Source organism: Erythrobacter donghaensis, from assembly GCF_002155425.1.
GTDB classification, from domain to species: Bacteria; Pseudomonadota; Alphaproteobacteria; order Sphingomonadales; family Sphingomonadaceae; genus Erythrobacter; species Erythrobacter donghaensis.
In genome coordinates, this window is sequence record NZ_MUYG01000011.1 from 742,044 (window position 1) to 763,481 (window position 21,438).

The 21,438-nt window shown below is 67.0% G+C and carries 15 protein-coding genes; 8 read left to right on the plus strand and 7 right to left on the minus strand.

Annotation, left to right across the window (positions count from 1 at the left end):
• Positions 1-64 precede the first annotated feature (64 nt).
• Positions 65-1,612, minus strand: coding sequence for a tryptophan halogenase family protein (locus BZF59_RS15090; protein WP_086609253.1), 1,548 nt, complete (start codon positions 1,610-1,612; stop codon positions 65-67).
• A gap of 159 nt (positions 1,613-1,771) precedes the next feature.
• On the opposite strand from BZF59_RS15090, the gene BZF59_RS15095 reads away from it, so the two are divergent.
• The 5 genes from BZF59_RS15095 (at position 1,772) to BZF59_RS15115 (ending at position 10,844) form a co-directional block, all read left to right on the plus strand.
• Positions 1,772-5,104 carry a TonB-dependent receptor gene (locus BZF59_RS15095; RefSeq protein ID WP_086609040.1) on the plus strand — a complete coding sequence of 1,111 codons (3,333 nt, stop codon included), beginning with the start codon at positions 1,772-1,774 and terminating at the stop codon, positions 5,102-5,104.
• Positions 5,105-5,118: 14 nt separating this feature from the next.
• Positions 5,119-6,096, plus strand: coding sequence for a glycoside hydrolase family 16 protein (locus BZF59_RS15100; protein ID WP_086609041.1), 978 nt, complete (start codon positions 5,119-5,121; stop codon positions 6,094-6,096).
• A 33-nt stretch (positions 6,097-6,129) separates the two neighbouring features.
• Positions 6,130-7,185 (plus strand): LacI family DNA-binding transcriptional regulator, encoded by a 1,056-nt coding sequence (locus tag BZF59_RS15105; protein WP_086609042.1) that lies wholly within the window; start codon positions 6,130-6,132, stop codon positions 7,183-7,185.
• Positions 7,182-8,372: an MFS transporter gene (locus BZF59_RS15110; RefSeq protein ID WP_086609043.1), complete on the plus strand. Its 1,191-nt coding sequence runs from the start codon at positions 7,182-7,184 to the stop codon at positions 8,370-8,372. Before BZF59_RS15105 ends, BZF59_RS15110 begins: the two co-directional genes overlap by 4 nt.
• A gap of 96 nt (positions 8,373-8,468) precedes the next feature.
• Positions 8,469-10,844 carry a glycoside hydrolase family 3 protein gene (locus tag BZF59_RS15115; protein WP_086609044.1) on the plus strand — a complete coding sequence of 792 codons (2,376 nt, stop codon included), beginning with the start codon at positions 8,469-8,471 and terminating at the stop codon, positions 10,842-10,844.
• Here BZF59_RS15115 and BZF59_RS15120 read toward each other — a convergent pair.
• The 3 genes from BZF59_RS15120 to BZF59_RS15130 form a co-directional block, all read right to left on the minus strand.
• A complete protein-coding gene (locus BZF59_RS15120; RefSeq protein WP_086609045.1) occupies positions 10,841-12,010 on the minus strand; it encodes a DUF1501 domain-containing protein in 1,170 nt (389 codons plus the stop codon). The two genes, BZF59_RS15115 and BZF59_RS15120, sit on opposite strands and share 4 nt — an antisense overlap.
• A gap of 4 nt (positions 12,011-12,014) precedes the next feature.
• Positions 12,015-13,493 carry a DUF1800 domain-containing protein gene (locus BZF59_RS15125; RefSeq protein ID WP_211277411.1) on the minus strand — a complete coding sequence of 493 codons (1,479 nt, stop codon included), beginning with the start codon at positions 13,491-13,493 and terminating at the stop codon, positions 12,015-12,017.
• Positions 13,494-13,626: 133 nt separating this feature from the next.
• Entirely contained in the window at positions 13,627-15,588 is a 1,962-nt protein-coding gene (locus tag BZF59_RS15130) for an alkyl/aryl-sulfatase (protein ID WP_086609046.1), read from the minus strand.
• A 201-nt stretch (positions 15,589-15,789) separates the two neighbouring features.
• Here BZF59_RS15130 and BZF59_RS15135 point away from each other — a divergent pair, with 201 nt between their 5' ends.
• Both BZF59_RS15135 and BZF59_RS15140 read left to right on the plus strand, forming a co-directional pair.
• Positions 15,790-16,959, plus strand: a complete 1,170-nt coding sequence (locus tag BZF59_RS15135) for a hypothetical protein (protein ID WP_143738189.1) — start codon at positions 15,790-15,792, stop codon at positions 16,957-16,959.
• A gap of 1 nt (position 16,960) precedes the next feature.
• On the plus strand, positions 16,961-17,326 hold the full coding sequence (locus BZF59_RS15140) for an ArsR/SmtB family transcription factor (protein ID WP_169712077.1): 366 nt from the start codon (positions 16,961-16,963) through the stop codon (positions 17,324-17,326).
• Between the two features lie 22 nt (positions 17,327-17,348).
• On the opposite strand, the gene BZF59_RS15145 is transcribed toward BZF59_RS15140, so the two are convergent.
• Genes BZF59_RS15145 through BZF59_RS15155 form a run of 3 tightly spaced genes read right to left on the minus strand, consistent with a single transcriptional unit; the run spans position 17,349 to position 20,014 of the window.
• Entirely contained in the window at positions 17,349-18,917 is a 1,569-nt protein-coding gene (locus tag BZF59_RS15145) for a SulP family inorganic anion transporter (RefSeq protein ID WP_086609048.1), read from the minus strand.
• A 46-nt stretch (positions 18,918-18,963) separates the two neighbouring features.
• Positions 18,964-19,629, minus strand: coding sequence for a carbonic anhydrase (locus BZF59_RS15150; protein ID WP_086609049.1), 666 nt, complete (start codon positions 19,627-19,629; stop codon positions 18,964-18,966).
• Between the two features lie 13 nt (positions 19,630-19,642).
• A complete protein-coding gene (locus tag BZF59_RS15155; protein ID WP_086609050.1) occupies positions 19,643-20,014 on the minus strand; it encodes an ArsR/SmtB family transcription factor in 372 nt (123 codons plus the stop codon).
• Positions 20,015-20,216: 202 nt separating this feature from the next.
• Here BZF59_RS15155 and BZF59_RS15160 point away from each other — a divergent pair, with 202 nt between their 5' ends.
• Complete coding sequence (locus tag BZF59_RS15160; protein ID WP_086609051.1) at positions 20,217-21,383, plus strand: acyl-CoA dehydrogenase family protein; 1,167 nt, start codon at positions 20,217-20,219, stop codon at positions 21,381-21,383.
• Positions 21,384-21,438: the final 55 nt, after the last annotated feature.

A 21,438-nucleotide genomic window follows, 5' to 3' on the forward strand; every position in this document is an offset into this window, starting at 1 on the left:
AGGGTGGAAGCGACGCGCCCCCTTCCAAGCGCCGCGCGCCTTTGTCAAGAAAGCCCGGCCCGGCTCAGGCTGCCATCGGCGCGGGGCAATAGCGGGCGAGGTAATCGCCGTGCCCGGGCATGTGCTGCACCAGATAGCGGATCGACTGCTCAATCTCGGTAATCTCGCGGGCGGTCTGCTCGGCATCGAGTGCATCGGCCATCGCGTTGTGGCCGCCCATCCGGATGCCCTGACCCATCATCACCGCCGCCCAGCTGGTCTCGGTGAACAGCTCGTCCTCCTCGCGGAAGATCTGGCCGTTGGCGCGGAACAGCTCGACCTTCTCGGTCAGACTGTCGGGCACGGGCATGGTGCGGACATAGTTCCAGAAGTCGGAATCGTCGCGGCTGGTGGCATTGTAGTGGAGGATCAGGAAGTCGCGGATGCGGGCATATTCGCGGCCCGTCAGGCGATTGAAGGTATCCTCCTGCACCTGCGTGATCCCGTCCAGCGACAGCAGCGAGATCAGCTTGTCGATCCCGGTGTTGATGAGATGGATCGAGGTGGATTCGAGCGGCTCCATGAAGCCCGCCGCCAGCCCCAGCGCGACGACGTTCTTGTTCCAGAACTTCTTGCGCCGTCCGGTGACGAAGCGCAGCCAGTTGGGCTCGGCCTGGGGCTTGCCCGCGATATTGCCGAGCAGGATGTCGAGCGCCTGTTGGTCCTCCATATAGGCGCTGCAATAGACATGGCCGTTGCCGTTGCGGTGCTGCAGCGGCACCTGCCATTGCCAGCCCGCGCTGTGCGCGGTGGCGCGGGTGAAGGGCGGGGGCGGGCCGCCGTCGTCGCGCTTGCAGGGCAGGGCGACCGCGCGGTTGCAGGGCAGGTAGTGGCTCCAATCGTCATAGCCGGTCTTGAGCGCCTGCTCGATCAGCAGCCCCCGGAAGCCCGAGCAATCGATGAACAGATCGCCCCGGAAGGCGCGTCCATCGTCCAGCGTGACGCCGGTGACGAAGCCACTTTCCCCATCGAGCTGCACATCGGCGATCTTGCCCTCATGCCGCACCACGCCGCGGCTTTCGGCCAGCTGGCGCAGGAATGCGGCATACCGGCCCGCATCGAGGTGATAGGCGTAATTCACCGGCGGCAGATCATCGCGCTTGAAATCCTGGCTCCGCGCGAACTTGCCGAAATAGGCGGCCATGGTCTCGAGGTTGAAGACCTGGATCGGGCGCTTGTCGCCCGCGCCCTGCATCCGATGCCAGACATGATGGAAGCTGATGCCCCCCATGGTGTAGCCATAGGCGCCGAAGGGGTGGATGTAGCTTTCGCCCAGCTTGCCCCAGTTTTCGAACTGGATGCCCAGCTTGAAGGTGCCGCCGACTGCCGCCAGCATTTCGGCTTCGTTGATGCCGATCAGCTCGTTGAAGCCGACGAAGGGCGGAATCGTCGCCTCGCCGACGCCGACCGTGCCGATGCTTTCGGATTCGATCAGTGCGATTTCCACAGGCCGACCGCGCTTGATACGCGACAGGGCAGCGGCTGCCATCCATCCCGCCGTTCCCCCGCCGACGATAATAATACGTTCAATTGTCACGTTTTCCTCGATCCCAATCGGGCCTCTGCGGGCCATGTCGGCGCGGGCGTTGTTGCCTCGCCATGTGTTGCCAGAATGCAATATGAACGCAAGATTACAAGTCTTGAGAACGCTCTCAACATACGCTAGAAGATGCGTGCAGTCCGCAGTGTCAGGCATGAATCTGTCGCGCGGCGTGGGGAGAGACGAAACATCATGAACATCGCATCGCGTGCGCCGACCCGGCGCCTGTTCGCACTTGGCACGGCTTCGGCGCTTGCCATCGCTGCCGCCAGCCCGGCCATGGCGCAGGACGCCGATCAGGCCGATCAGGACACCGCTGACACGGCAGTCGAGGGGGAAGCGACCGACATCGTCGTCACCGGCTTCCGCGCTTCGCTCCAGAACGCGCAGAATATCAAGCGCAATGCCGACACCGTGGTCGACGTGATCACCGCTGAAGACATCGGCGCGCTGCCCGACCGTTCCGTCGCCGAGGCGCTTCAGCGCGTGCCGGGTGTCAACATCGGCCGCTTCGAGAAGCAGTCCGACCCGACCCGTTTCTCGGTCGAGGGCACAGGCCTCATCATCCGCGGCCTTCCCTATGTCAGTTCGCAGCTCAACGGCCGCGACATCTTCTCGGCCAATGGCGGCCGCTCGCTGAGCTTTGAGGATGTTTCGCCCGAGCTCGTCGGCCGCGTGGAAGTGTTTAAAAACATCACCGCCGACCAGATCGAAGGCCACATCGCGGGCCTCGTCAACCTCGTCACCCGCAAGCCGCTCGACAATCCCGGCTTCCACGTGGCGGGCTCGGTCGAAGGCAATTACGGCGATCTGCGGCAGGAATGGTCGCCGACCTTCAACATCCTCGCCTCGAACACCTTCGAGACGGGGCAGGGCACCTTCGGCCTGCAGTTCAGCTATTCCAATTCCAAGCTCAAGAGCCGCACCGACGCCTCGCAGCTCGTCGACTACTGCTATCGCCCGGCCGACTTGAGCGGCGGCTGCGCGCGGATTTTCGATCTCAATTCGGGCGGCTTCGGGGATGAACCCAACTTCACCCCCGACAATTTCCCGCCGCCCAATTCGGTGCTTGTCCCGCAGTTCGCCAACGTCCGCACGACGACGCTGGATCGCGATCGTGAGGCCTTCTCGGCGATCGGCCAGTTCGAAACACTCGACGGCGACCTGCTGCTGACGCTCGAATACCTGCGTTCGGAGACCAGCTTCGCGACCGAGGAATTCGCGCTGCTGGGCCGCATCGATGATGGCGTGTCGACCAACCAGCCGCGCGCGGGCACGAATTACGAGTTCGACGCGAACGGCAATTTCGTCAGCGGCATTCTCACGCAGAACGTCGGCAATGCCTACGCCACGCCCTTCGGCCTCGGCGGCATTCCGATGGATGCGCTGCGCTTCGTGCGCGACACCCAGTCGACCACGCAGGACCTCTCGCTCGACGCGCAGATGGAATTCACCGACCGGTTCCGCGGCAAGGTCGAGATGCAATATGTTCAATCGGATCTGACGCGCGATTCGGTGTTCGGTGCGACCAGTACCTGGGCCGATATCGGGATCGACCTGTCGGGCGGCACGCCGGACATCGAGTTCCTCGCACCCGTCGGCGCGCCGTCGGATTACTTCACCAGCGGGTTCTACACCTATTACTGGTTCGGTCTCGACAGCCGCGAGCGGAATGACGGCGAGCTCTTCAGCCTCGCGGGCGATTTCGAATATGATGTGAGCGACGAAGGCTTCATCCGCAAGGCGGCCTTCGGCGGACGCTGGGCGGCGCGCGACCGCGCCAACCGCAACACCAACTTCAGCACCTGGGGCAACCTCTCGGCGCCTTGGGCGGGCCGCGCGGGCTGCGCCCCGTGGAACGCCGGACCGGGCTGTGCGGCGACCGGCGGCTTTCAGCCGGGCCGGTTCTTCACCGGTCTGCCGGGTCAGGAGTTTGCGATCGGCGGCGGCGCCTATGTCGATGAATTCCCCGATGCCTCGGCCTATCGCAACCCCTTTGCGGACAACTTCCAGCGTGGCGAGTCCGGCACGCCGATCCAGAACGGCGGCGCGTACTTCTACGGCGGCGACGACTTCCTGCGGGAATATCTCGACGGCGTGACCGATCAGCAATGGGATGAGATCACCACCTTCAGCCAGTCGCCGGAAAGCTTTAACCTCGGTGTCAACGGTCGCAGCCGGACGCTGCCGGATGGTACGACGGTCCAGTGCGATCCCTATTGTCCGTCGGAGGTTTCGGATGTCACCGAAATCACCTCGGCTGCCTATGTGCGCGTCGATTTCGGCACCGATTTCGCCGGCGGATCGTCGCTCGCGGGGAATATCGGCCTGCGTTACGTCCGCACCAATGTCAGCAATAACGCGCTGATCGCCTTCCCGGACCCGGCGCAGTTCGATGCCGATCCGAACTTCGGCAACAACGACGGTGTCGTGCAGGTAGCCGAGATCCTTGCCAGCTGCCCGCCGGTCGATCCGAGCATTCCCGACAACGGCGGTTTCATCCCGCAGCGGGCCTATTGCCAGCTGACCGGACAGCGCCTCGCCGATTATGCCGCGCTGTTCACGGGTGAAGTGATCCGCGACACGCGCGACATCAGTTTCGATCACTTCCTGCCGTCCTTCAACGTGCGCTGGGATTCGGGCACCGGTGTCGTCATCCGCGGTGCAGTGTCGAAGGGCATCAGCCGCCCCGATCTCAACCTGTTCAACGCAGGCGGGGTGCTTGGCTTCAGCGGCCGGGTGAACGATGGCCCGCTGCTGGCGGTCTCGACCGGCAACCGCAACCTGCGGCCGACCGAATCCTGGAACTACGACATCAGCGCCGAATGGTATTTCAGCGCCGTCGGCTCGCTGACCGCTGCCTTCTTCGTGAAGGATATTCAGGGGATCGTGACATCCGGTACGGGCACCGTGATCTATCCGAGCTCGATCGGCAACGATCAGGAAGAGGTGATCATCAACGGCCCGGCCAACGACATTTCGGGCACGCTCAAGGGTGTCGAGCTTGCCTATCAGCAGACCTACGACTTCCTGCCGGGGCTGCTCAGCGGGCTGGGTTCGCAGTTCACCTATACCTATGTCGACGGCAGCGATTTCCCGAACCCCAATATCTCGGGCATCGGTTCGCCGTCGGTCAATTCGAGCGGCCAGCCGCTCAACAACGGACCCTTCGCCGGTCAGCTGCCGCTTGCCGGGATTTCGAAGCACACCGTCAACGCGACGCTGTTCTACGAAAAGGGCCCGCTTTCGATGCGCGCCGCCTACAACTGGCGCAGCGACTTCCTGGTGACGCAGCGGGATGACCTCTTCCCGTTCTCGCCGATCTTCCAGGAAGCCGGCGGCCAGCTGGACGGGTCGATCTTCTACAGCGTCACTCCGCAGATCAAGTTGGGCGTGCAGGGCGTGAACCTGCTCGACGAGACCACCGAGCTTTCGACGCTGGTCGATTTCGACGGGACGCGCCCGATCAGCGCGGTGTTCCGCAACGACCGGCGCTTTACCTTCATCGCCCGCTTCAACTTCTGAGCGGGGGCAAGCCGATGACACGCACAGGGCTGCCGAAAGCGGGAACGCTGACGGCGGCCCTGCTGCTTTTGGGGGCGACGCCCCCGTCTGAAGAACAGCCGCTCGCCCCGCTGGATGGGCGCGGCTGGCAACTGGTCTGGGCCGACGAGTTCGAGGGCGAGGCGCTCGACCGGACCAAATGGACCCCCGAGGAATCCTGCTGGGGCGGGGGCAGCAACGAGTGGCAATGCTATACCGACCGTCCCGATAACATCGCGGTCGAGGGCGGGCTCTTGCTGCTCAAGGCGCGCAAGGAACGCTTCACCGGCCCGGCGCGTCCGCCTGAGACGGCCGACGATCCCAACCCGGTGCTCACGCAACCATACACCTCGGGCAAGGTTCGCACGCGCGGGCTTCACGCCTGGCGATATGCGCGGATCGAAGTACGCGCCAAGGTGCCGGCCGGGCAGGGCACGTGGCCCGCAGTGTGGATGATGCAGAACAACGACACCTACGGCCCTTGGCCGCTATCGGGCGAGATCGACATTCTCGAGGCGATCAATATCGGCGCGACTTGCCCTGAATGCGAGGGCGGTCGCGGGGAGAACCGCACCATCAGCGCGGTGCATTTCGGCGATCTGTGGCCGAATAATCGCTTCGTGGCCAACAAGACGGCGCTTGAAAGTGGTGCGCTGCCATCGGACGACTTCCACGTCTATGCGGTCGAATGGGGCGAGGGGCTGATCCGCTTTCTGGTCGATGACCGGGTGCACTTCACTGTCACGCAAGATCAGTGGGACACGGCATCGCCAATTGCCAAGGGTAATCCCGCGGCGCCCTTCGACCAGCCCTTCTATGTCATGGCTAATCTTGCCGTCGGCGGCAGATTGCCGGAAGAAAACAACGCCAAGGGGGTTGCCGCGAGCAGTTTTCCCGCGCAATTCGCGATTGACTGGATCAGGGTCTATCAATGCGCGAGCGATCCGGAGACGGGCCGCGCCTGCATGCGCTAGGCCCAGAGCAAGCGGAACGGGAAGCGGTTTTTCATGGCGCGGGTGCGCAAGACAGTCACGATCAGGGACGTGGCCGAGGATGCGGGGGTCTCGCTCCAGACGGTGAGCCGGGTGGTCAACGGCGGCCCCAACGTGCGCCCGCAACTGCGCGAGCGGGTGCAGGCCGCGATCGACAAGCTCGGCTATGTCCCGAGCCTTGCGGCCCAGCGGATGAGCGGGTCGCGCTCCTACATCATCCTTGCGATCAACGACCGTGAACGCACGCTCGCCGACTGGCGCGAGCGGATCGGCACCGACTGGGTCGACCAGATGCTGCTGGGCGGGATCCTGACCTGTAACCCGCACGGCTACCGGATGATGGTTGAGCTGGTCGACACCCATTCCGACCATGTCGAGCGCGAGCTCGGCGCGGCGCTTTCGGCGCTGCAGCCCGACGGCGTGATTCTTACCCCGCCGCACTCCGAAAACTGCCTGATCACGCAGCTGCTGGCTGAACGGCGCATTCCTTTCGCGCGGATCGGATCGGATGCGCCGGGCCCGGGCATCGCGCTGACGATGGGCGATCACGGGGCGGCGCATCTCGCCACCACGCACCTCGCGCAGCTGGGCCACCGCCGCATCGCGATGATCGCGGGGCCGGATCAATACAGCCTCAGCGGCTGGCGTATCGACGGCTGGCGGCGCGCGCTGGCCGAGCTGGATTTGCCGGACGAGGGGCTGCTGGAAGTCGGCGATTTCGGTTATGACAGCGGTATCCGCGCCGCGCGCGTGCTGCTTGATCGCCACCCCGATCTGACCGCGATCATCGCCTCGTCCGACCAGATGGCGCTCGCCGCGCTCGAAGTCGCGCGCGAGCGCGGGCTTACAGTGCCCGATGACCTGTCGCTGGTCTCCTTCGACAACACTCCGATCGTGCGCTTCACGCAGCCGCCGTTGACCGCGATCGACCAGCCCATCGCCGCGACGGTCAGCCGCGCGGTTGAGCACCTGATCGCCCGCACGCCCAATGGGGATGACGATGCTGTGATCGAGGTGGCCGCTGGCCTCGTCGAACGCGCCTCGACCGCGCCGCCGCCGGTCCGGGCTTGAATATCCCCCCGCCGCAGCGCCAGCCCGGCTGGTTTCTGGCGCTGTTCGCCCTCGCCGCCGCCGGGGGCGCGGTGGCCTATGTCCCGCTGCTGACGGTGCTGTTGCCGCAGGCGATTGCCGACATTCAGGGCAGCGAGGATGTCGCGGCGCTGGCGCGGGTGACCTTCCTTGGCGCGGCGATGGCGAGCCTCGCCAATTTCGCGGTCGGCATCCTCAGCGATTCCACCCGCACACGCCGTCCGTGGATTATTGCCGGGCTGCTGCTGTCCAACGCGCTGCTGCTGGCGATCGGAGAGGCCCGGAGCGTGGGGACGATCGTGCTGCTGGTGATGGTGTGGCAGGTGGCGCTCAATATGATGCTTGCGCCGCTGATGGCCTGGGCGGGCGACTGTTTCCCGGATGAGCAGAAGGGCGTGCTTGGCGGGGCGCTGTCGCTTTCGCCCGCCTTGGGCGCGCTGGCGGGGTCGCTGGTGACCTGGGCCGGACTGGTCGCGCCCGAGGCGCGGCTGGGGCTGGTGGCGGTGCTGGTGAGCGTGCTGGTGCTGCCGGCGGTCCTGCTCGGGAAAGGGCGGGTGCAGCCTGCGCTGATGATCCCCGCCGAGCCTCTCCCCGCTGCCGACCCGGAGCGCCCGCGCGAGCGCGTTGTGCTGCGGATGTGGGCCGCGCGCCTGCTGGTGCAGGTGGCGGAGGGCGGCATGTTCGCCTTCCTGCTGTATTGGCTGCGCTCGCTCGCGCCCGGCTATCCTGAGAACGGCGCGGCCAATATCTTCAGCGCGGTGCTGGTTTGTGCGGTGCCGGTCTCGCTGCTGGCGGGGCGCTGGTCGGACCGCCACGGACGGCCGATCCTGCCGCTGGTGGCGGCCGCGGTGCTGTGCGCCTGCGGGATGCTGGTGATGGCCGCCGCGCCGAGCCTTCCCTGGGCGATCGCTGGCTATGTTATGTTCGGCCTTGCCGCCGCAGTGTTCCTTGCGCTCCATGCCAGCCAGACGCTGCGGGTGCTGCCCCAGCCGCAGCATCGCGGGCGCGATCTCGGGGTGTTCAACCTCACCAACACCGTGCCCGGCATGGTGATGCCCTGGCTGACTGTGCTGCTGGTACCGCAGTTCGGCTACAACGCGCTGTTCGTGCTGTTCGCGGGCCTCTCGCTGGCGAGCGCGGTGCTGCTCGCGGGCTTCCTGCGCCGCTGATCGGAGCGCGCAGCGGGCTTGCCAAAGGCGGCGCGCGGCGGCATAGTTTGATAACGTTCACAAAGAAAATCACAGGTCTTGGGAGGGACTGACGCGATGCACCACACACGGATCGGCCGGCTGGTATGCGGGGCGGCGCTGGCAGCGCTGGTGGCCGGATGCAGCACCGCGCCCGAGGTGCAATCGGCGAGCGCCGTCGCCCCGGCCAATGCAAACACCCCCGAGGCGCTGCTCGCCCGCATGAGCATCGAGCGCAAGGTCGCGCAGATCATCCAGCCCGATATCGGATCGATCACGCCCGCCGACATGCGCGAATATCGCTTCGGCACGATCCTCAACGGCGGCAATTCCGGGCCCTATGGCGATGACAAGGCCCCGGCGGCAGACTGGCTGAAACTGGCGGACGAATATTGGGCCGCCTCGACCGCGCCGCTCCCCAATGGCGAACCCGCGATCCCCGCGCTGTGGGCGACCGACGCGGTGCACGGCCACGCCAATGTGATCGGCGCGACGGTCTTCCCCCATAATATCGCGCTGGGCGCGACGGGTGATGAAGACCTCATCCGCCGCATCGGCGCAGCGACTGCGGTCGAAATTGAGGTCACCGGCATCGACTGGACCTTCGCGCCCACCATCGCGGTGGCGCGCGACGATCGCTGGGGGCGCACCTATGAAAGCTATTCGGAAAGCCCCGCGCTGGTCAGCCGCCTTGGTGCGGCGATGGTCGAGGGGCTCCAGGGCCGCCCCGGCGAGCCGGGTTTCCTCGGCGAAGGCAAGGTCGCCGCTACCGCCAAGCACTTCTTCGGCGACGGCGGCACCGCGCAAGGGGTCGATCAGGGCGATGTCAACGGCGATCTGGCCGAGCTCATGGCGATCCACGCCGCGCCTTACCCCGCCGCGATCGACCGCGGCGTCGCCAGCGTGATGGCGAGCTTCAATTCGATCAACGGCACCAAGATGCACGGCAATCAGGCGCTGCTGACGGGCGAGCTGCGCGGCAAGCTGGGGTTTGAGGGCGTGGTCGTCGGCGACTGGAACGGCCACGGCCAGATCAAGGGTTGCACCAATTCCGATTGCCCGCAGGCGCTGATGGCGGGGCTCGACGTCTATATGGTTCCCGAGGACTGGAAGGCGCTCCACGCCAGCCTCGTCAAGCAGGTCAAGGACGGCACGATCCCGATGGCCCGGCTCGATGAGGCGGTGCTGCGGGTGCTGCGGATGAAGCAGCGGCTGGGCGTGCTCGATGGCGAGGTCACGCCCTCGGCGCGGATGCTTGGGGGCAAGTGGGACAGGCTCGGCGCGCCCGAACACCGCGCGATTGCGCGCGAGGCGGTGGCAAAGTCGATGGTGCTGCTCAAGAACCAAGGCCTGCTGCCCTTGCGGCCCGGCGCGCGGATCGAAGTGGCGGGCGCGGCGGCGGACAATATCCCCCAGCAGGCGGGCGGCTGGTCGGTCACATGGCAGGGCGGGGGCGAACTCACCGCCGCCGACTTCCCCGGCGCGACCTCGATCTGGCAGGGCATCGCCGAGGCTGCCAAGGCCGCAGGCGGCGAGGCCGTGCTTGCGCCTGAAGGCAATGGCGCGGGCACGCCCGATATCGCCATCGTCGTCTTCGGCGAGGAGCCTTATGCCGAATTCGTCGGCGACCGGAAGGATCTCGCCTTCCGCGACGAGGAGGGGCTGAGCCTGCTCAAAGCCTACAAGGCGCGCGGCATCCCGACGGTGGCGGTTTTCCTTTCAGGCCGCCCCTTGTGGGTCAACCGCGAGCTGAATGCCGCCGACGCCTTCGTCGCCGCGTGGCTGCCGGGTAGCGAAGGCGCCGGAGTGGCCGATGTGCTGTTTGGCAAGATGCAGCCCACCGGCAAGCTGTCCTTCAGCTGGCCCAAGACCTGCGAAGGCACGCCGCTCAACAGGCCCGAAGGCGCGCTGTTTCCGCTCGGCTACGGGCTCGGTTTCAAGGCCCCGCGGATGGCCTATGTGCCGCTCGACGAGAGCTGTGTGGCGCTGACGCAGGATAATGGCGCGGTGTGGTTCGCCAGCGGCAAGCTCGGCGCGCAGGTGCAGGCCGTGGCCGACAACGCTCTGCTCCCCGATCTGCGCGGCACCGGCAGCGGGATCACCGCCACCGGCCTCGATCGCCGCGCGCAGGAAGACGCGCGCCGCATCGCCTTTGCCCCCGGTGCGAAGCTGACCCTGACCGGGCCGGAGAGCGGCGCGGCATGGCGCATCACCTATCAGGTCGCCGCCCGCCCCGGCGCGGCGGTGACAGTGACGGCGGGCGGCAAGCCGCTCGACATCACGCAGGGGCTCTCGGTAGCCGAGGGCAAGGGCTGGCGCGAGATGGTGCTGACCCCGGCCTGCCTCGGCACCACCGGCGGCACGCTGAGCTTTGCCTCGAAGGGGGACTTTACGCTCCAGATCAGCGAGATCGCCCGCGACGAGGCGGCTGCGAGCGCGGAGTGTTCGTTCTAGCTGCGGATCAGACCGGATAACGGCGCGCCGCTGCGTCCCGGGAACAGCCGCGCCATCGCCAGCTTGGGATCGAGCCGCAGATGCTCGGCCACCGCGCCCGCCAGCACGCTTTCGAGCGCGATGGTGGGGGCGAGGTCGCGGCCCTCGTAAAGCTGGCTGGTCGCAAGGCCCGGCCAGTCGGCGATCACCCGTCCGCCCTTGACGCTGCCGCCCATCACCAGCGCCGCTCCGGCGGTGCCGTGGTCGGTGCCGCCGGTGCCGTTGAGACGCGCGGTGCGGCCGAATTCGGTCGCCACAACCACCATCGTATCGGCCCAGCCTGCGCCCATGCCCGCCTTGTAGGCGGCGAGCAGCGCATCAAGCTGGCGGGCCGAGCGGGCGAAGGCCCCGCGCTGGTTGGCGTGGGTGTCCCATCCGCCCAGCTCGATCATCCCGATCCGCGCGCCGCCCTCGCCGCGCATCAGCGAGGCGGTGAGTTCACCCGCCGCGCGCGCATCGTTGAGGTTGCGCAGGCCATCATCGGCGGCCATCGTCTGCGTCTCCAGCGCCCGCGACCACAGCGCGCCAAGCTCCCTGTCACCGGCATAGAGCTGGCTGACGCGGGCTATCAGATCCTCGCTGGCATTGGGGAGGGCGGAGGGCGCGTAGTTCGAAACCGGCGCGGCGCCCTGCAAGGCCAGCGGGACGGCCTGCGCAATCGCCAGCGCGCGCAAGGGCGCAGGGGCGCCTGCGCTCACCAGCGCGGCGAGGCGGTTGAGCCAGCCGTCCTTGGTCGCATAAGGCGCGGTGCCGCCGGTCTCGATCAGGTTCTGTCCGTCGAAATGCGAGCGCTCGCGATAGGCGGTTGCCGCCGCGTGGACGAACAGCGCCTCGCCCGCTGCAGCCGCCTTGCCGATCTCGGCCAGCGCCGGATGGACGGCAAAGAAGCTGCCGAGCCGGGGCGCATTGTCGTAATCGGCTAGTGCGGCCCCACGCAGCGCCTCAAGGCCGGGGTCGCCCACGGGGGCAAGCATCGCCATCCCGTCCGCCGCGCCGCGCAGCAGCACGAACAGCAGGTTGCGGCTTCCTGCCCCTTGCGCAAAGGCGATGCGGGGGAGGGCGAGGCCGCCTGCGCCCAGCACCAGCGATCCGGCAAGCAGCGAGCGGCGATCGAGAGCGGTGGTCATGGATCTATCTCCGCATCATTTCAGGCGAGACCAGCAGCAGCGCGAGCGCCTGGCTGCCGCTTTCGGCGCGCTTCAGCTGGGTCAGGGTCGGCTCGGTCAATGCGCCGGGGAAGGCGGCTTCTGCCAGCGCGACGACATTGTCTGCCGGAACCGCACGGGACACGCGCTCGGCGAATTCGACGCGGCGGATCAGCGCATCGGGCCCGGCCCAGCTGGCAGCGAGATCGTCATACCCGGCAGGCGAAGGCGCGCGCCACGGGGCCTGCCCCAGCTGCGCCAGCGCGCCGACGATACGCTGTGTCGGCAACTCCTTCACACCGGTGAGGCGCAGGGTCGCGACCAGCCATTCGAACGGCGTGCGGAACTTGACCGGCTGCGCGGTCCACGCTTCGGGCGCGTCGATCAGCGTCGCCGTGAGGCTCGCCAGATCGCCGCCGGTCTTGAGGAAATCGGCCTCCAGCCGCGCGACCAGCGCAGGCGGCGGGGTGTCGCCCGCAAAATGACGTGCGAATTTGGTGGCGACATGGCGCGCAGTGGCAGGATGGGCGGCGAGATCGTCAAGGATCGCCAGCGCCTGCCGCGCCTCGCCCGCGGAATAGCTGCGCCCCAGCACTTGCCGCGCGCCGGGCTCGTGCACCAGCGCAACGAAGGCCGCGCCGCTGTCCTGCGTCTCGGCGAAGCGTCCGGCGCGGCCGATCCCGGGCACCGTCCAGCCGGTCAGCGCGCGGGCGAGCTCGGTCACGTCGGTCTGGCTGTAGCCGCCATCGACGCCGAGCGTGTGCAGCTCGAGCACCTCGCGCGCGAGATTCTCGTTAAGCCCGCGGGGCCGCTGAGGCGCATCGCCGCCCCGCCGCGCGCGCCGCTGGGTGAAGGGCGCATTGGGGCCGATCGACTGGAACTGATCGAGATAGATCAGCATCGCCGGGTGCAGCACCGCGGCCTTGAGCATATCGCCAAAGCGTCCGAACACATGCGGGCGGATCGCAGTGAATTCGTGCGGGCCGACTTCGAACTGGGTGCCGAGCTTGCCGACCGAGACGCTGAAGTGGTTCGCCCAGAAGTGCACCAGCCGCTCGGCCAGCGGGGTTTTGCTGGTCACCGCAAGATTGACGCGCGCGGCGATGTCGTCGACCAGCACCCGGCGCGCGTCGATCAGCTTTTCGCGATATTCGGGCGGCAATCCGGCGAGCGCCGCAGCGCGGGGATTGTCGGCGGTCATGGCATCGCCCATCGGCCCGGCCATGGCGGGAGCCTCGGCACCCTCCATCGCCGCCAGCGCGCGGGTGTCCTGCCGCAGGTTGCGCACCAGTTCGATCATTTCGCCCGTCTTCGCGCGGGTATCCATCCGCCCGGCGATGACGGGCGGTGCGGGGTCGAAGGCATCGCGCTGGCGCAGCAGCCAGCGCTTCGGGTCGTTCGGCACCGGGCCGGAGGCAGAATGGCCGTAGCCGAAGCGGTTGATCGCGATGCTGGCCGGGGTCATGGCAGCTCCTTGCGGGCGAAGGTCACGGGCATGGCGGTGCATTCCTGAATATGGCAACCGACGGCAAGAAAACCGCACGGCGCCTGATCAACGGCTGAACGCGCATCACCCTTCGCGCCCCGGTGCAATTTTTCTAGGGCAGCACGATGTCGAACCCGTGCGGGAGCGGGTCGAGCGTGTCGACCAACTCCTGCAAGCGCGCCCGATCGCCCTCGATCGTCACCCCCTCCATCGCGGCCACGGTGCTGACCGGCAGCTTGACAAAGAGCAGCGCCAGCAGCGCCCGGCGCGGCCCGCGGATGGTGACATCGGCCTTTTCGGGCTGCGCGCCAACGCGCCCGATCAGCGCCTGTCGGCCTACCTCCAGCACTGCCTGTTCCCCGCGGTCGGGAATGTCGATCGCGATGGTCAGACCCACCGGCGTTCGGCCTTCGGGCGCGAAGCGGGTCGCGGCGGAATCGAGCAATTCCTGCGTCGAGATCGCGGCGATCAGATCATTGCTCTGCACCGCGCTGCGATCGCTGCGCCCGTTCCGCAATTCATTTGCGGCGGCGAGGAACTGGTTGCGCCAGATCGCGCTTTCCGCGCGGTAGCCCTGCTGTTCGTAGCTTGCCGCGAGCATCGCCCTGGCTGCGGCATTGTCGGGCGCGGCGAAGACGAGGCTTTGGAGCAGGTCGCTGGCCCAGCGATAATCGCCTGCTGCCATCGCATTCTCGGCCAGCGCCAGCGTGCGCTCGGCCCCGCCCAGCGCGCTCACCAGCCGCTTCGCCCGCTCGACCGGGGGGTGGGGGTGGAGATTGGCGGGGACGGCGTCATACCAGCCGAGATAGAACTGGTAGATCGCCTTGGCGTTGTGGCTGACCGTGCCGTAATAGCCGCGCGTCGCCCATTCCGCGGACTGGCCGGGCGGGGGCGATTGTTCGAGCGCTTCGGCGATTTCGTCCATCGTCTCGCCGCGGTTCATGCGGCGCAGAGTCTGATCGTGGAGCCAGCGGTAATTGTCGCGCTGGGCGGTCAGCCAGGCGGTGCCTGCGGTGCGCCCGAAGATCGGCCAGCAATGGCTCGAAATCACCACGTCGGATTGCGGGCCGTAGCGGGTCGCCGCTTCATCGAGGTAATGCGCCCAGGCCCGTGCATCGCGCACCTTCGCGCCGCGCGGGGTGAGGATGTTGTGCATCGTGCAGGTGGCGATCTCGGCGGCGAGGAAGGTCTTGGCCGGGGTGATGAAGATGTTGAACTCCGCCGGAGCCTCGCTGCCCGAGACGATCTGAAATTCCAGCGGCACGCCGTCCACCACGCGGGTCTCCCCTGTGGCGGCGACGGTGTCGGTGGGCGCGATCAGCGAAAGCGTGCCCGCCGAAAGGCCCATGCCGATGCCGCTGCCCATCTGCCCGGTTGCCCCCGGCGCAAGACCGGTGCCGAACTGATAGGCCGCGCGCCGGGTCATCGCGCCCCCGGCGATGACGTTCTCCGAGGTCGCTTCCTCCATGAAGCCTTCGGGCGCGATCACGGGCACGCGCCCGGCATCGGCAGGGTCGAGCACCCCGCGCGCGCCGCCGAAGTGGTCGCCGTGGCTGTGCGAATAAATAAGCGCGCTGACGGGGCGCTCACCCAGCGTCTGGTTGACCAGTTCGAGCGCCGCGCGCGCCGCCTCGACGCTGGTGAGCGGGTCGATCACGATCCAGCCCGTTTGCCCGCGAATGATGGTCATGTTCGACAGGTCGAACCCGCGCACCTGCCAGACATCCTCGGTCACGGCGAAAAGGCCGTGGTTCTTCAGATGCGTCATGTGCCGCCACAGGCTGGGGTTGACCGTGTCCGGAGCAGGCCCTTCGACAAAGGCATAGGTGTCGAGATTCCAGACGGGCTTGCCTTCGGGACTCAGGATCACCGAATCGGCGCGGGTGGCGAGGAAGCCGCGGCGGACATTGTCGGCATCGCGGGTGCCTTCCGGCGGAAGCCGGGTCGCCGCCTCGGCCTGCGCGGCGCGGGTGGTGGGGCTGGCGGGCGCCGCGCTGTCCTGCGCCGCAGCGCTTCCGGCCACCCCTGCGATAAGAGCCAGCGCGGCGCGCGCGCGCCATCGGGCGATTGTCATGATTGTCTCCCCTCTTCTCCCGCGCCTGTGATGCCTTTGCTGCGCGGTGCTGGCAAGTGGGTGGGCGGAAGGGGAATGGGCCCTATCTGCAACTATTCAAATAACAGAACGTTTGCGAAGAAAGATTGAATTTTTCCGATTTGGCATCGGCCGCTAACAACCGGTCCCACGCTTCCGCCTCCAGCTGAGGGACCCCGCATCATGGATCATCGCACGCTGATTTCCGAGCGCCCTGTCTCTGCCCTGCGGCCGGTGCCGCCGCGCCCGACGCTGGCGCTGGTGGCCTCGCGCTTTGCGCTTGCCCTGCCGCCAGAACCCGCGCCGCAGGGCTGGGCCGAAGGGCTGGAGCGGCTGCTCGGCTGGCTCGGGATCGATGCCGAACTCACAACGCCCGCACACCATGCGCGCCGCCTCCCGCGCATGGCCGGCTGGGCGCTGCCCGCCGGAGCCTCCGCCCCACTGTTCGCCCCGTGGACCGGGTGGAGCCCCGTCGCCTTCCAGCACGGCGGCCTCGCCGGTCTGCCCAAGGCGCTGTTTGCCGCGAGCTATCTGATCGACCACCCGCGCGGACAGGCGGGCGGGCGCGGGGGGATCGATTGTGTGCTGATGAGCCCGCATCCCGCGCATTGCCCGCCCGAGGACGCCGGCGGCCCGCCACTGCCTTCGCCGCGCGCGCTGACCGCGATGATCCGCGCCGCGCAGCGCGAAGGGCGCCAGCGGCTCGCGATCATCCTCACCGCCCGCCAGCGCAACGCCGTCGCCAAGAGCTTGCTGGCGGCGGGCAAGGGCCTGAACCGCGAAGGGATGACGCTCGATATCCTCACGCTCGAAGATGCGCTCGGCACGCTGACGGCAGGCCCGCCCGTGTGGGATGCGATCATCGCCATGCCCGATCTGCGCGGGACGGTGTTCACCCTGCTGGCAGCCACCAGCGGCATGCGCGGGGCCTGGCCGATGCTGTGGCTTGACGGGACAGGCGAGCGCGCCTTGGTCGCGGTCACCAGCGAAGCGCCGGGCGAGGGGGTGAGCCGCCTGCCGCTCGATGCGGCGGCGTTGATCCACGCACTTGCCCTGACGCTCCACCACGGCGGCGCGGCGCGTGCAGCGTCGCGGCTGCACGAGGCCTGGGCGCGGCTGCGGGACAGCGGCGTGACCACCACCCGCTGCGGGGACGCTGCGCCCTACGTCAAGGCGGTCGACGATGCGGCTTTCCTTGATCTGCTGTGCAGCGATGCCGCGGTCAGCAAACGGGCGCAGCAACCGTGGCGCGCGCTCGAAAATGAAAAAATTGCAAAAGACGGGAGCCAAATGCCGCATTTGCGTGTTGTGACAACATATCCTGCACTCCCCTCCAACACGAAAGGTCGTTGATATGCCGAGCCGCAAGATTGTCGCGAACGAATTGGCGCATGTGCTCCGGCAGATTTCGCATCCCGACCGCATCCGGCTCTTGCTGAAGCTGCAATCGGGCGACCAGACCGTCAACGAGCTGGGCGAACTCCTCGAAATCTCGCCCACCCGCGTCTCGCAGCACCTTGGCGTGCTGCGCGCGATTGCGTTGGTGGAGACCGAGACGCGCGGCCAGCAGCGGGTTTATCGGCTCGCGCAGCCCGATCTGGCGCTGTGGCTGATCGAAGGCATCGACTTCGTCGCCCACCGCTTCAGCCGCGCCAGCAGCAGCGATATCGAGCAGGCCAAGCGCTTGTGGCACGCCGAGGCGGCCGAAACCGTGATGTAACGGGCGCGCCCGCTCCGGCGCGTCAGGCGGCGGAGCGGGTCATCAGGCCGGGGATCGCGGTCTTGCTCGGATCTTCCGACCGGCGGCCATAACGCTCCACCAGCTCGCTCCACTCGACGATCAGCGAACCGCCAGTCGATTGGTGCTGCTTCTCCCACGAAGACAGCATCTCGAGGCAGGCGTGGTCGATATAGTCGAGCTTCTCGACATGGATGTGCACCTCCGACCCGAAGGGCGAGGACTCCAGCGCCTTGCCCAGCTGCGGGATCGAGAAGAAGGTCGCCGATCCCGTCATCCACAGGTCGATGCGGCCCGTTTCCGGGTCATGCTCGCGGCGGATGTCGAGGTGCGAGAAGGTATAGACCAGCTTCAGCGTCGCCAGCACGAAGCCGAGGATCACGCCGGTGAGCAGGTCGATCGCCACCACCCCGATCAGGGTCGCGAAGTAGATCACCAGCTCCTGCTTGCCGAATTCGGCGATTTTGCGGATCTGCGCGACGTTGACCAGCTTGTAGCCGGTATAGACAAGGATCGCGGCCAGCACCGAGGTCGGGATGGCGTTGAGCACGAAGGGGAAGGCGGCGACCGCCAGCAGCAGCCAGACGCCGTGCATGATCGCCGAAAAACGCGTGGTCGCCCCGGCATCGACGTTCGCCGAGGAGCGCACAATCACCCCCGTCATCGGCAGCGCGCCGAACCCGCCGCAGATCATGTTGCCGATCCCCTGCGCGCGCAGCTCCTTGTCGTAATCGGTGCGCGCGCCGGTGTGCATCTTGTCGACCGCGGTCGCGCACAGCAAAGTCTCGGCACTGGCGACGAAGGCGAAGACCAGGCCCAGCGTCAGGATGTCGGGATCGACGAAGCCGCCCAGCGCCTCGCGGGTCGGGATGTTGAGGCCGCTCACCAGCGTTTCGGGCAGGTTGACCAGATTGATCGGCAGGCCAAAGATCATGGCGAACACCGCGCCGACGATCACGCCAAGCAGCGGGCCGGGGATCAGCGACAACGACTTGGGCTTGAACTGGTTCCACAGCACGATGGTGGCGATGGTCACGATCCCCGCCATCGCGGCGAGGTGGTGGACCGAACCATCGACCGGGAAGACCTTGACGATCGCTTCGGGGATCGCGGCGAGGTTCAGCAGCCCGTTGGCGCGCGGCGCATCGTCGAGCATGACGTGCAGCTGCGAGGCGAAGATCAGCACCCCGATCCCGGCCAGCATCCCGTGGATCACCGAGGGCGAGATCGCCCGGAACCACTGGCCGAGCTTGAACACGCCCGCGAGCAGTTGCAGCCCGCCAGCGATCAGTCCGACCACGCCGAGCATGATCAGGCCATGTTCCTGCACCAGCTGATAGACCAGCACCGCCATCCCCGCCGCAGGCCCGCTCACCTGCAAGGGCGACCCGGCGATCGTGCCGACCACCAGCCCGCCGACAATCCCGGTGATCAAGCCGAGCGCGGGCGGCGCGCCCGAAGCGATCGCGATCCCCATGCACAGCGGCAGGGCGACGAGGAAGACCACGATCGAGGCGAGAAAATCGCGCCCGAGCACCGCGGATGTCACGCGGGTTGCAGTGGCAGAGGACATAGGGGAAGGCTCCGGGGAGAGAGAGTGGGGGAAGGCGGTTGCTGCGTCAGCAGGCGTGGCTGTGCACCATCTGCGCGGCGAGATCGCCGGCGTAGCGTTCCTCGACCGAGATCCAGCTGCCGGTCGCCTCGTCGAAGGCGGAGACTTCGCCGGTCTTGATGTCATAGACCCAGCCGTGCAGCTGTACGGTCTTCTGCGCCAGCGCGACCGCCACCGTGGGGTGGGTCTTTAGGTGCTGCAATTGCAGGATGACGTTCTGTTCGAGCAGCATGCGCATCTTGGCATCGGGATCGAGCCCGGCACCCATCGCCTCGGTGATGTCGACCGCGCCCTGCGCATAGCCCAGCCATTCGCGCACGTGCGGCAGGCTGGTGAGGCCGGCACGGTTCATCGCGCCCTTCATCGCCCCGCATTCGGTGTGCCCGCAGATCACGATATGCGGGATCTGCAGCGCGCCGATGGCGAATTCGATCGAGGCGGTCATCCCGCCGGTCTGGTTGGTGTGCGGCGGCACGATATTGCCCGCGTTGCGGCAGATGAACAGCTCGCCCGGATCGGTCTGGGTGAGCATCGCGGTCTCGATCCGGCTGTCCGAGCAGGTGATGAACAGCGCCTCGGGGCTCTGGCCGGTGGCGAGCTTTTCGAACAGTTCGGCCTTCTCGGGGAAGACCTCGCGCTGGAACTTGACCACGCCTTGGGCAAAATGGGGCATTGCGATTATCCTTTTACTTTGAAGACGATGACTGGGGTTCGCGGGCCGACCACAGGGCGCGCGCGCTGTCGAAATGTTCGGCATCCTCCAGCCGCTGGCGGATGTCGATGAAGGGCAGGGCATCCAGCACCCAGGCGGCCAGATGCGGATTGGATAGGCGGTAGAAGTGGTTGCGCCCGTCGCGGCGTTCCTCGACCAGCCGCTGGGCGCGCAGCAATGCGAGATGCTGGGAGATGCGGGTGGCAGGCAGATCGAGCGCGTCGGCAAGGCCGGTCACATCCATCTCGCCCGCGCCCAGCTCCTCGACCAGCCGCAGCCGGTCGGGATGGGCGAGCAGCTTGAACAGATCTGCAAGCTCGCGCGAAACGATGAGCCGACTCGGCATGTCCCTCTCCCAAGCCTGCAAGAGTTTGCAGGTTTGCAACTATGAAGGTATGTAATCTTGTATCAGGCGTCAAGCGGCTTTGCGCATCGATCTGTCCAACCGGCCTGACGCGCCGGAAAATCCGCCGCTCCTCTCAATCTCGGCGGATGACAGCCCGCGCAATGTGTGGTCTCAGGGGCGCCATCAGACAGGAACACGACCCATGAATTTCGAACTCCCCCACGAACACGCAATGCTCAAGGATCTGGTCGGCAAGTTCGTGCGCGACCAGCTGATGCCTTACGAGGCGACGGTGATCGCACGCGAGAATGTCGGGCAGGGCACCTATCTCACCCCCGAGGAGACCGCGAAGGTCGACGCGGTCAGCCGCGAGCTGGGCCTGTGGGGTCTCGACGCGCCCGAGGAAGTGGGCGGTATGAACCTGCCGATGGTGGCGATGGTCGGCGTCTCGGAAGAGCTCGGCAAGACCGTGGTGCCCTATTACCTGCCGCCCGATTCGCCCAACCTCAGGATGCTGATGGTCGCTGCCGACGAACGCCAGCGCGAGGCTTACCTTGCGCCTTACGTGCGCGGCGAGACGATCAGCGCGATCGGCATTTCCGAGCCCGGCGCAGGCGCGGACCCGGCGGGGATGAAGACCACCGCCGTTCAGGACGGCGACGACTGGATCATCAACGGCCGCAAGATCTGGATCACCAAGGGGGCCGAGGCCGACTTCACCATCCTGATGGCGGTCACCGACAAGAACCCCGACGGGCGCAACGGCATGTCGGCCTTCCTCGTCGACCGCGACACCCCCGGCTTCAACGTCACCCGCAAGATCCCGATGATCGACGGGACCGCGACCTACGAAATCGCGCTCGACGATTGCCGGGTGCCGGGCTGGAAACTGCTCGGCAAGCGCGGGCAGGGCTTTGCGCCGATGCAGGTGCGCCTTGGCACGCGGCGGATCGAGATGGCTTCATGGTCGATCGGCATGGCGCAGCGCGCGATGGAGATGATGATCGACTACGCCCCCCAGCGTGTCACCTTCGGCAAGCCGCTCTCGGCGCGCCAGACGGTGCAGAACTGGATCGCCGACGCCGCGACCAAGATCCACGCGATGCGGCTGATGACTTATGATTGCGCCTGGAAGATCGACGAGGGCCGCGACACCCGCAGCGAAATCTCGATGATCAAGAGCTTCTGCATCGAGGAAGCCTACACCATCGTCGATCACGCCATGCAGCTGTTCGGCGGCATGGGCATGACCCGCGAATTGCCGCTCTACCTGATGAGCAACAAGCTGCGCACCATGCGCATCTACGACGGGCCGAGCGAGATCCACAACTGGGTGGTGGCGCGCGCGCTGCTGGGCACGCGGGAGTAGGCGTCAGAAACAAGAAGGGACGCGAAGGCATTGGCCCTCGCGTCCCCCGTTGTTC

What these genes read in the sequence shown, in the direction of transcription:
- BZF59_RS15090 (WP_086609253.1), bottom strand. Translation starts at nt 1,612, where the DNA reads ATGGCCCGCAGAGGCCCGATTGGGATCGAGGAAAACGTGACAATTGAA.
- BZF59_RS15095 (WP_086609040.1), top strand. Translation starts at nt 1,772, where the DNA reads ATGAACATCGCATCGCGTGCGCCGACCCGGCGCCTGTTCGCACTTGGC.
- BZF59_RS15100 (WP_086609041.1), top strand. Translation starts at nt 5,119, where the DNA reads ATGACACGCACAGGGCTGCCGAAAGCGGGAACGCTGACGGCGGCCCTG.
- BZF59_RS15105 (WP_086609042.1), top strand. Translation starts at nt 6,130, where the DNA reads ATGGCGCGGGTGCGCAAGACAGTCACGATCAGGGACGTGGCCGAGGAT.
- BZF59_RS15115 (WP_086609044.1), top strand. Translation starts at nt 8,469, where the DNA reads ATGCACCACACACGGATCGGCCGGCTGGTATGCGGGGCGGCGCTGGCA.
- BZF59_RS15120 (WP_086609045.1), bottom strand. Translation starts at nt 12,010, where the DNA reads ATGACCACCGCTCTCGATCGCCGCTCGCTGCTTGCCGGATCGCTGGTG.
- BZF59_RS15125 (WP_211277411.1), bottom strand. Translation starts at nt 13,493, where the DNA reads ATGACCCCGGCCAGCATCGCGATCAACCGCTTCGGCTACGGCCATTCT.
- BZF59_RS15130 (WP_086609046.1), bottom strand. Translation starts at nt 15,588, where the DNA reads ATGACAATCGCCCGATGGCGCGCGCGCGCCGCGCTGGCTCTTATCGCA.
- BZF59_RS15135 (WP_143738189.1), top strand. Translation starts at nt 15,790, where the DNA reads ATGGATCATCGCACGCTGATTTCCGAGCGCCCTGTCTCTGCCCTGCGG.
- BZF59_RS15140 (WP_169712077.1), top strand. Translation starts at nt 16,961, where the DNA reads ATGCCGAGCCGCAAGATTGTCGCGAACGAATTGGCGCATGTGCTCCGG.
- BZF59_RS15145 (WP_086609048.1), bottom strand. Translation starts at nt 18,917, where the DNA reads ATGTCCTCTGCCACTGCAACCCGCGTGACATCCGCGGTGCTCGGGCGC.
- BZF59_RS15150 (WP_086609049.1), bottom strand. Translation starts at nt 19,629, where the DNA reads ATGCCCCATTTTGCCCAAGGCGTGGTCAAGTTCCAGCGCGAGGTCTTC.
- BZF59_RS15155 (WP_086609050.1), bottom strand. Translation starts at nt 20,014, where the DNA reads ATGCCGAGTCGGCTCATCGTTTCGCGCGAGCTTGCAGATCTGTTCAAG.
- BZF59_RS15160 (WP_086609051.1), top strand. Translation starts at nt 20,217, where the DNA reads ATGAATTTCGAACTCCCCCACGAACACGCAATGCTCAAGGATCTGGTC.